The 9,988-nt window shown below is 40.3% G+C and carries 7 protein-coding genes and 1 pseudogene; 5 read left to right on the top strand and 3 right to left on the bottom strand.

Translation table 11 applies throughout. The annotated features are described in order from the left end of the window. Nucleotides 1–104: 104 nt before the first annotated feature. From UYK_RS0121830 to UYK_RS0121820, 3 genes and pseudogenes are all read left to right on the top strand, one after another. Nucleotides 105–365 (top strand): annotated as a pseudogene (locus UYK_RS0121830) (transposase); the annotation flags it as partial. A 266-nt stretch (nt 366–631) separates the two neighbouring features. Further along, nucleotides 632–1,825 (top strand): FtsW/RodA/SpoVE family cell cycle protein, encoded by a 1,194-nt coding sequence (locus UYK_RS0121825; RefSeq protein ID WP_009756888.1) that lies wholly within the window; start codon nt 632–634, stop codon nt 1,823–1,825. A 231-nt stretch (nt 1,826–2,056) separates the two neighbouring features. After that, on the top strand, nt 2,057–2,647 hold the full coding sequence (locus UYK_RS0121820) for a hypothetical protein (RefSeq protein WP_009756887.1): 591 nt from the start codon (nt 2,057–2,059) through the stop codon (nt 2,645–2,647). Between the two features lie 135 nt (nt 2,648–2,782). Here the strand turns inward: UYK_RS0121820 and galE are convergent, their stop codons facing one another. Beyond that, complete coding sequence (galE, locus tag UYK_RS0121810) at nt 2,783–3,781, bottom strand: UDP-glucose 4-epimerase GalE (protein WP_009756886.1); 999 nt, start codon at nt 3,779–3,781, stop codon at nt 2,783–2,785. 302 nt (nt 3,782–4,083) lie between these two features. On the opposite strand from galE, the gene fraI reads away from it, so the two are divergent. Beyond that, on the top strand, nt 4,084–4,734 hold the full coding sequence (gene fraI / locus UYK_RS0121805; protein ID WP_009756885.1) for a septal nanopore formation protein FraI: 651 nt from the start codon (nt 4,084–4,086) through the stop codon (nt 4,732–4,734). Between the two features lie 300 nt (nt 4,735–5,034). Continuing rightward, nucleotides 5,035–6,786 (top strand): ABC transporter ATP-binding protein, encoded by a 1,752-nt coding sequence (locus UYK_RS0121800; RefSeq protein WP_009756884.1) that lies wholly within the window; start codon nt 5,035–5,037, stop codon nt 6,784–6,786. Nucleotides 6,787–7,118: 332 nt separating this feature from the next. On the opposite strand, the gene hemN is transcribed toward UYK_RS0121800, so the two are convergent. Further along, on the bottom strand, nt 7,119–8,501 hold the full coding sequence (hemN, locus tag UYK_RS0121795) for an oxygen-independent coproporphyrinogen III oxidase (protein WP_009756883.1): 1,383 nt from the start codon (nt 8,499–8,501) through the stop codon (nt 7,119–7,121). A gap of 135 nt (nt 8,502–8,636) precedes the next feature. Further along, on the bottom strand, nt 8,637–9,353 hold the full coding sequence (locus UYK_RS0121790; RefSeq protein ID WP_009756882.1) for a biliverdin-producing heme oxygenase: 717 nt from the start codon (nt 9,351–9,353) through the stop codon (nt 8,637–8,639). Nucleotides 9,354–9,988: the final 635 nt, after the last annotated feature.

Genomic DNA, 9,988 nt, shown 5'->3' with positions numbered 1-9,988 from the left:
AAAATTTGTCTGTTCAAGTAGCTCGTGACTTTATTCTACAACAGCTAGGACAAGAGATAGGCTTAAATACACATATTCAAATTCCTGTCAATGCCTAAGTTCTGATTTATCGCTTACGTTGGGAAGTTGAATTGCTGTGGAAGTTTCTAAAGATGCATTTAAAGCTTGACAAATTAATTACCAAAAACGTCAATGGTATCACCATACAAATTTACATTAGTTTAATAGCATATTTGATTTTACAGCTTGTATCTATTCCCCAGCAATGGGGACATACACTATTAGATAAATTTCGTTATTTACAATCCTGTATGTGTCAAAAAATCAGTTATGTTCACTGGCTTGAGGAGATAATTTTATGTTGACTATTTTAGGATTTTTAGAGATAGTTTAATCAAATATGTAAAGTTTTGTATTGACATTCAACATTTCTGCCTTTCTGCACTCAACTGGCATTGGGGCTGCATGAATCAGTTTATGAATTGAGAGTCGTTTTTTGATTATTGTTTGTTATTGTTGACTACTAACTACTATATGGACGTACACCATAGAAGTTCTAATAGACGCGCGTAGGGCAACTTCTATGACAGTACGCATCTACTAACTACAAAATTTACACCTTATCGAAGTCGTGAATTTACGCCGTTTTATCCCATTATTTGATAACTCTGTGTCCGAGTGGGCATTAGAGGCGCGCCTGTTGCGCTGGTTAACATTAGTTTGGCTGTTTATAGGCTTAATAATGCTGTTTTCAGCCTCCTATCCCGTTGCTGACGTTCGTCATGATGATGGGCTGTACTACTTTAAACGCCAACTTCTTTGGGTATTAGTTGCTTTGATACTCTTCAATATTGTTGTGAACTTACCCTTACGTAAGTTTTTAGGGATGTCCCATTGGTTTATGTTTTTGCTACTGGGGTTAATTTTCGTCACTATGATTCCAGGAGTGGGAAAAAATGAGCTTGGTGCAGCTCGTAGGCTAGTAGGACCAGTCCCGATTCAGCCTTCAGAGTTAATTAAACCCTTTTTGGTGCTGCAAAGTGCGAGAGTTTTTGGGCAATGGGAACAGCTGAGTTGGCATGTGCGTTTGACTTGGTTGGGTATTTTTTGTCTTGTGATTGTAGGGATTTTGGCACAGCCGAACTTAAGTACTGCCTCACTATGCGGTATGACTATTTGGCTAATTGCCTTAGCAGCTGGATTACCTTACAAGTATCTGGGAGGAACAGCTTTTGCTGGAGTTTTGTTAGCTGTACTCAGTGTTAGCTTCCGAGAGTATCAACGTAAACGGGTAATGTCTTTCCTCAATCCTTGGGCTGATGCAACTGGGGATGGCTATCAGTTGGTGCAAAGTTTATTAGCAATAGGTTCGGGTAATACTTGGGGTGCTGGTTTTGGACTTTCTCAACAAAAACTATTTTATTTACCGATTCAGGACACAGATTTTATTTTTTCTGTATTTGCGGAAGAATTTGGTTTTGTCGGTAGTGTTGTGCTGTTAGTAATGTTAGGTTTATTCGCAACCTTGGGGTTAATAGTTGCCCTCAAGACAACCCATCCCATACATCGACTGGTGGCGATCGGTGTGACAATTTTGATGGTAGGACAATCATTACTCCATATAGGTGTTGCTACAGGTGCCTTGCCAACTACTGGTTTGCCGTTACCAATGTTTAGTTATGGTGGTAATTCCATGATTGCCAGTTTAGTAGCAGCTGGATTATTGATTAGGGTAGCAAGAGAAAGTAGTGAAGCTGAGGTGATACCTTTACGAGGAGGAGGGAGAAATAGACCAGAAAGATTGACACAAAGAAAAAAGTTTTAATTAAACGTGAGTTCGATAGATTTCATTAGACTTATATAACGCCCTCAAATAAATTCCGGGCTAATAGCTAAAATCCACTTTCACAGTTATCAGTATATTGATCACTGATAACTGATAACTGATTGAAGCAGTTATTTACGCGTCATTTGGTTATTAATCTGAATAATATTTATCGAACTCACGTTCAACAAATGAAACTGCTATCAAGCTATTTCTTCGCCTCGCTGAGCCATGTCTAATTATTTATTATTACTGTTTATTTTTGTTAATTTCCTTTTTGGAATTCACCCTGCCTCTGCTCACAAAGTCAAAACAACAGCAGATGTAGGTGCAACCCTACACATTGAACCAAATGATACTCCTCGTGCTGGAGAAGAAACAAGAGCGTGGTTTGCTCTCACGCGTAAAGGTGGTAAGGTGATTCCGCTAGCACAGTGTGATTGTCAATTGCTGATTTATGCCGAACCTCATGCCTCTGGCGAACCACCGCTGCTGGAACCAACCTTAAAATCAATCTCGGCAGAACGCTACAAAGGAATACCTGGTGCTGATATTACTTTTCCCAGACCAGGTAGTTATCAACTACTGTTGCGGGGAAAACCAACAACAGGGTCAAAATTTAAACCATTTGAGTTGAAGTATAGGGTCACTGTGGCGGTTGGAACAGCACAAAAAAAATTGACTCCACAAGTTGCCAAAAATGTCAACCAAAATATTACTGAAGAACAAACCCAGGGAGTACCTATTTGGGCGATCGCAGCTTTAGGCTTTTTTGGCATGGGCGTGTTGCTATTTGTTGTGCAACGGGTGAATAAGGATTAGTCAATTGTCAATTGTTATTAGTTAGTAGTTGGTTGTTGGTTGTTTGTTGGTGGTTAGTTGTTTGTTTTCTTCCTTGTCTGGTTTGTCTCCCCACACTCCCCCATCTCCCTTGTCCTCCTTGTCCCCAATCCCCCATTACTTATGTCGCTGTTGATGCCACTGCCAGGCGTGGGTGATGATTTCTTTGAGGGATGAATATTGTGGTTGCCAGTTTAAGATTTTTCTGGCTTTGTCGCTACTACCAATTAAAACAGGTGGATCACCAGGACGGCGATCGCATTCTACAACTTTAATATCACGGCCTGTTATGGACTTAGCAGTCTCAATCACTTCCTTGACTGAAAAACCATTGCCATTTCCTAAATTGAAAACTTCGCTGTCACCACCTCTTAACAAATATTCCAAGCCTAAAACATGAGCATCAGCTAAATCATTGACGTGAATGTAATCTCTAATACAGGTACCATCGGCTGTGGGGTAATCTGTACCAAAAACAGAAATTGATTCGCGTTTACCTAGAGCTGTTTGCAGTACCAAGGGAATTAAATGGGTTTCTGGATTATGGTCTTCTCCTAACTTCCCATTAGGATCAGCACCAGCAGCATTGAAATAGCGAAAAATAACTGATTTTAAACCATAGGCAGTATCAAAATCAGACAGAATCCTCTCCACCATCAACTTAGTAGCACCATAGGGATTGATAGGGTTTTGGGGATGATTTTCGGGAATGGGTATGATCTGGGGAACTCCATAAGTTGCACAAGTAGAAGAAAATACAAATTTATTTACAGAAGCTGCCATCATCGCTTCTAGCAAGGTGAGAGTTCCGACAACGTTATTGCGGTAGTATTTAGCAGGGTCAGTAACCGATTCTCCTACATAGGCATAGGCAGAAAAATGCATCACTGCTGCAATATCAAGGCTTTGAAATAACTGATCCAACAAAGCGCGATCGCTTGTATCACCAACTACAAGTTCCACTTGTAAAACTTTTTCTACCAAATCGCGATGTCCATACACCAGATTATCCAGAATTAACACTTCATAACCAGCCTGCAATAGGGCTGATACGGCATGGGAGCCGATATATCCAGCCCCTCCCGTAACCAAAATGGTGGGCTTTCCAGGCGACATAGTTCTTCCTTTTTCTGAGACAACTACTTAATTAAATTAATCTACCTGAACCTAATTACTGATCTGGAAAATTACAAAAACTGCGGTCACTTGAAAAAATTTGCTCTAAAATCACTACGACGGTGGTCTTTGTGTGAGGGGGAGCCACCCCCCAGTGCGGAGATATATCTCTGCCCTTGGGAAGTGGCGTGCTGAGGGATTTTCTGTCAATTAACAGTGCAATACTACTAATTTGACGGTAAAATAACTCAAATGCCCAAAAATGCTAGGCTGACCGCACCAGAAGATTTGAGAGTTCACTTATGTTTGTACTTCTAAGCCGGGTTCTTCTTTGGCTGCTTCTTTTAGCGGTTTTAGTCTCTTTGTTCCAGAGATATTATCCGAAAGGAACTTTTGTAGGGCGATTATTTCTAGTGATTTTGGCTGCTGTTGTACTTCTGTCGTTTGTTAACCCTACAGAACCAGCCATTGCTTCTTTGTGGAGAGTAGTATCCTTTCCACTCAAACCTTTAGGAGCATCAATTTTATTAATGATTTTTGCTGCCCAGAATTTAAAAGATGGTGGAATCACAAAGCCAGGAGGATTATATGTCGCTTGGGCATTAACGATTTTGTTGCTGGCTAGTACGCCAGCAGTCGCCTATTTTTTAGTTCAGTCACCGATCGCCAAATTTGCTAATCCAGATCTGGCTCTAGCAACGCCCACATCTGGAACACTGGTGGCATTTAAACAAAACTCCACAGTAGCGAACGTGTCAGATGTAGTCGGTGATAGCATTCTTTCACAGGCACAATTAAACTCGTATCTGTTGCAAACTCCAACTGAAGTTCGCAGACGTGGGTTGCAATTGGAAGATTTTGTACCCAGTGCGGACACATTGGCGCTGACAACGAGAGTTTGGGAAAGTTATCTCAATCAGATTTACTTTTTCTTGCGTGGTGGTCAGCAATAAAACAAAGAAAACTGCAATTCAAGAGGCCACAATGCTACATTTGTAGCTGACTGGCCTTATTTATTTCAGGTATCATATCAAGTCCGGCTAATTACTTACGATATTATTGTGATGCAGTTGGGCATTGGGCATTGATTTTTGCCATTACCCATTACCAATTACCAATTACCGGCCTTCACAGATATGATAAGTCTTTAAGCGGACATGATATCAGTTATCAGTGATTTGAACTGTCAATCTCACTGATTGCCAGATTTTGGCTGGCACATTCTACCATCACAATCGCTGCAAATTGCTGGAATGGCAAAAACACGACGCCTTGCTGTACTCGCTACTTACCTGCGTCCCCACTGGCGGGAAGCGACATTAGGTATTGTCGCTCTATTGACTGTCAATGGACTAGGTGTTTACATTCCTTTGTTGATTCGCTCAGCAGTTGACAAACTCTCAGTCACATTTAGCTTAAATCAGTTATCCAATTACGTAATACCAATCATCCTGCTGACTTCAGCAATGTGGTTTATTCGGATGGCGTCGCGCATCTGGATATTTGGTATAGGTCGTCAAGTAGAATTTGAACTCAAACAAAGAATTTTTGAACACTTACTGAAGCTAGAACCATCCTATTTTACTACCAACACAGCTGGGGACTTGATTAGTCGCGCCACTAGCGATGTAGATAACGTCAGGCGATTATTGGGTTTTGTAGTGTTGAGTTTGGCAAATACCGTATTTGCTTATGCTTTAACATTACCAGTCATGCTCTCAATTAGTGTAGACATGACACTGGCGGCGTTAGCAGTATATCCTTTGATGTTTTATTTGGTGCATCTGTTTAGCGATCGCCTCCGTAATGAACAGTTAGCAGTGCAAAATCAACTCTCTAACATCAGCGATTTGATTCAAGAGGATATCAGTGGTATTGCTTTAATCAAAATCTACGCCCAAGAAGAAAACGAGCGGCGTGCTTTCGCCAAGAAAAATCAGCAATTATTACAAGCTAACCTCAAACTAGCAAAAAGCCGCAATACACTGTTTCCCTTAGTTGGTGGATTAGCTAATGTTAGCTCCCTAGTCATCATCTTGCTGGGAGCAACGCGCATCGCCTCTGGAACCCTCGATGTTGGTAGTTTTGTCGCACTGCTATTGTATGTAGAGCGTTTAGTTTTTCCCACTGCTTTGTTAGGATTCACCATCACCGCCTACCAACGGGGTGAAGTGAGTGTTGATCGCATCGAATCGATTTTGACTGTCACACCCAAAATCAAAGATGAACCAAATGCAATTCATTTGCCAATAGAGCAAGTGCAAGGCCAGTTGACAGCAAAAAACCTTTGTTATATCTACCCTGGTGCTTCCACTCGCGCTTTAGATAGGGTAAACTTTAGTATCGCCGCCGGAGAAACAGTCGCAATTGTCGGGGCGATTGGTTCGGGGAAATCAACTTTAGCTAATGCTTTACCTCGTCTGTTGGATATTGACGAAGGACAGTTATTTTTAGATGGAGTAGATATTACTAAAATTGCCTTAGCAGACTTACGCAGTGCGATCGCCTACGTTCCTCAAGATAGTTTTCTTTTCAGCACCACCATCAAAAATAACATCCGCTATAGTGACCCCTTAGCAGAACAGCAAGAAGTAGAATTAGCCGCCAAAACAGCCCAAATCCACCCAGAAATATTAAATTTTCCCCAACAATACGAAACTATAGTTGGTGAACGTGGTATCACTCTTTCTGGTGGTCAACGCCAACGTACAGCTTTAGCAAGGGCAATGCTAGTTGATGCCCCAGTTTTAATATTAGATGATGCCCTCTCCAGCGTTGACAATCAAACAGCTACAGCGATTTTAAACAACCTTTCCGGTGGTATAAAACGCAAAACTGTAATTTTTATCACCCACCAACTTTCAGCCGCAGCAGCTGCTGACCGAATTTTTGTCATGGATAAAGGCAAAATCGTCCAAACAGGTATCCATGCAGAGTTATTACAACAACCAGGTCTCTATAGAACTTTGTGGAATCAACATCAAGTCGAGGAATTGCTGCATTAACTTGTAGCGATTTTAAACGCAGAGGGACGCAAAGATATACGCACAGAGGCGCGGAGTTAAGGTGTCAAAATTTACCATGAGCCTGGTGTCAAAATTTACCATGAGCCTCAAAACAATAGACCTCTTGCATGAATCCTCAAAACCCCACCCCAACCCTCCCCTGACTAAGGGGAGGGAGTGAATATATTGTTTTCTGCCTTAACAAGGGGGGACTAAGGGAGGTATTTCAAATATTTGTGCAAGAGGTCTAATATCGATAAATCCTTACCTTGCGAATTTTCCCTGTGTATCTGTAATTAGGAACATTGCTTGATACAAAATATCAGTAAAGATTAAATCGCTCGGGAAAACTTTTGTTTTTGTGTGAGGCGACGAGCATCAAAATTGACAGCAATATTTCTCACTAATAATCTGCCAATTCCTGTGATGCCAATCTCATTTTTTGATAAGCTGACTAATCCATCTGATTCTAAATTTTGCAATGCTGCTAATTCTTTTGCAAAATACTCATCAAAACAGATTTGATACTTATCTTCAATGTCTTGCTTATGCAATTTGGCATGAGACATTAGCCGCATAATCACATCTCGTCTGAGAATATCATCCTCACTTAACTTAATACCTTTACCAATGGGTAAAATTCCCGCATCAATTGTTTGATAATAATCACTCAAGCGCTTGTGGTTCTGAGCATAGGCATCTTCTAGCATACTAACCGATGTCGCACCAAAACCAAATAGTTCTGCTTGTCCCCAAGTAGTATAACCTTGGAAGTTACGCTTGAGTGTGTAGTTGCGTTGAGCGATCGCTAATTCATCATGAGGTTTGGCAAAATGATCCATGCCAATAAAGAGATATTGACTATTAGTTAATTCTTCAATAGTCATTTTCAAAATCTCTAATTTCTCCTGTGGTGCTGGTAGCGCATCCTTGGCAATATTTTTCTGCACTGGTTTTATCCACGGAACATAAGCAAAGTTAAATACTGCTATGCGATCCGGGTCTAACTCTATAGTCTTGTCAATTGTCTGCTGAAAGCTCTGATAAGTTTGATACGGTAGACCATAAATTAGGTCTACATTCACACTTTCAAACCCTGCTTCTCTAATCCAGTCCATGACTTCAAATAGTGCTTTCTCTGGCTGGACACGATTGATAGCTGCTTGCACTTGGGGGTTAAAATCCTGGATACCAAAACTAATACGGTTAAAGCCAATCTCTTTGAGAAAGAAAATGTAGTCTTTATCAACGTAGCGAGGATTGATTTCGAGGGAGATTTCTGCTTGTGGATCAAGGCGAAAGTGGCGATTAATATTGTTCCACAGGTTTTCTACCTGTTCTAAACTTAAGTAGTTTGGGGTTCCTCCACCCCAGTGTATCTGCACTACTTTTCTATCTGTATCAATCAAAGATGCTGTATGTTTGATTTCTCGACCCAGATATTCTAGATAAGGTTTAGCAATATTCTTGTTATTGGAAATAACTACATTACAGCCACAAAAATAGCAAGCACTCTGACAAAAGGGAATATGAAAGTATAAAGACAGAGGGGTTTTTCTTTGATTTGAAGAGGCGATCGCTTGTTCAAATTCAGATGCTGTAAATGCTTGACTTAGTTCTGTAGCGGGTGGATAACTAGTGTATCTGGGTGTGGGAATATCGTATTTTTTGATGATATCTATATCGAATTTCACACCAGGAATTTGCAAAACCATCGAATTTTTCCAGTGAATAAGGGTATATGAGTATATAGGTGTAGGGGCGTGGGGGTGTAGGTGAAATATGAAGATGTGGGAATTTAATTCAAAATTATTTCTCTTACACCCTTACACCTTTATTTCCCTACATCCCTAATTAGCAGCAGCGGCTTCCGTGCTACCAGTGTTATGACCATGAGTCAGGGAATTAAATAATACTTGCCCAATAGCTTGAACTAAATTTCCTTCTAGTTCTTGAGCCATTTTCATATTAAAATCGAAGGCATTATTGGCTTCTGCGACAATTTTTTCTGCTGTGGGATCGTCAACATTTAATGTATTTAATGCCTGACGATACTTGTCTTTAAAAGCCTTTTTATCAGGAATTTGGTCAAAGTTATAAAAAGACGTACCTTGATAACCTTCTAGCTTTAAGACTGACTGAGCAATTTTCTGCAACATCTGACCGCCGGAAAGATCGCCCATGTAGCGAGTATATGCGTGTCCAATCAATAACTCAGGTGCTGTTGCAGATACTTCTTGAATTCGAGCAATATAATTCTGGGCAGCAGGAGATATTTGCAGGTGCGATCGCCAGTCTTTACCATAGTAAAATTCCATATCTTTTTCTAAAGCGGCTTGGCGATTTAGCTCTGGAAAATAAATACCGCCGACTATGGCGTGATCTCGATGTTTTTCTATTTCTGCTTCCAGTTCGCTGTAGATGTAATATAAGTTACCTAAAAATTTGGCAAAGCAGCCTCTATCTACAACCCCTTTGAGAAAACACTTCATGAATCCCACGTTTTCTGCTGCTGTGTGAGATTTTTGGGTTCCGATACGAAGCTTAATCGCTAAATTGCTACTCATTGGTTTGTTCCTTCATCTCAAAACGCAAGCTGATACCTATCAGTTCACTGTCAACGCCAGCGTTGAAGAATCGTTATTCAGTCCTTAGGAAAGGATCTGCATCATGACCGTCAGCTAATCACACCACCGATGCAGACCCAAGCCATGTTGATTTCTACCAAAATTATTTAACTATTTAATCACTAAATAACAATATAGTTATTTATATTTTTTCATATTTCTCCGTTTTTGCACACAGTCGGAGGAATTGAGAAAGCAAAATTTCTCTTGTAATATCATTTCTGCAAAAAATGACTACAAATGGTTCTTAGCTTGTAGTAAGCATGCTTTGTGATTACTAGGAACATGTCCTAGAGACCTGCCATGGCACGTCTCTAAACTTTGTAATAATTGGTATAAGATAGATATTTTAGGTTTATTAGCAAAACTGATTTAATAAATTTATTTAAGTTTACGGATGTGCTGTGCGATCGCATAGTGCATCTGTATTTTTGTAAAGTTTCCCACACCCTGACACCCTAAACCCTATTTTCTAGCCCCTAGATTCGCTACCGTTATTAAATTAGTCAACAGTACCAGCAACAGTGATCAAACTGGTAACTGAAAACTGATAACTGATAACTGTTAAATGGAGA

The sequence above is a fragment of the Fischerella thermalis PCC 7521 genome, from assembly GCF_000317225.1.
Taxonomy (GTDB): domain Bacteria; phylum Cyanobacteriota; class Cyanobacteriia; order Cyanobacteriales; family Nostocaceae; genus Fischerella; species Fischerella thermalis.
The sequence above is the reverse complement of the archived record's forward strand: the minus strand, read 5'-3'. Positions and strand labels throughout refer to the sequence as shown.

What these genes read in the sequence shown, in the direction of transcription:
- UYK_RS0121800 (WP_009756884.1), top strand. Translation starts at nt 5,035, where the DNA reads ATGGCAAAAACACGACGCCTTGCTGTACTCGCTACTTACCTGCGTCCC.
- UYK_RS0121820 (WP_009756887.1), top strand. Translation starts at nt 2,057, where the DNA reads ATGTCTAATTATTTATTATTACTGTTTATTTTTGTTAATTTCCTTTTT.
- galE (WP_009756886.1), bottom strand. Translation starts at nt 3,781, where the DNA reads ATGTCGCCTGGAAAGCCCACCATTTTGGTTACGGGAGGGGCTGGATAT.
- fraI (WP_009756885.1), top strand. Translation starts at nt 4,084, where the DNA reads ATGTTTGTACTTCTAAGCCGGGTTCTTCTTTGGCTGCTTCTTTTAGCG.
- UYK_RS0121790 (WP_009756882.1), bottom strand. Translation starts at nt 9,353, where the DNA reads ATGAGTAGCAATTTAGCGATTAAGCTTCGTATCGGAACCCAAAAATCT.
- hemN (WP_009756883.1), bottom strand. Translation starts at nt 8,501, where the DNA reads ATGGTTTTGCAAATTCCTGGTGTGAAATTCGATATAGATATCATCAAA.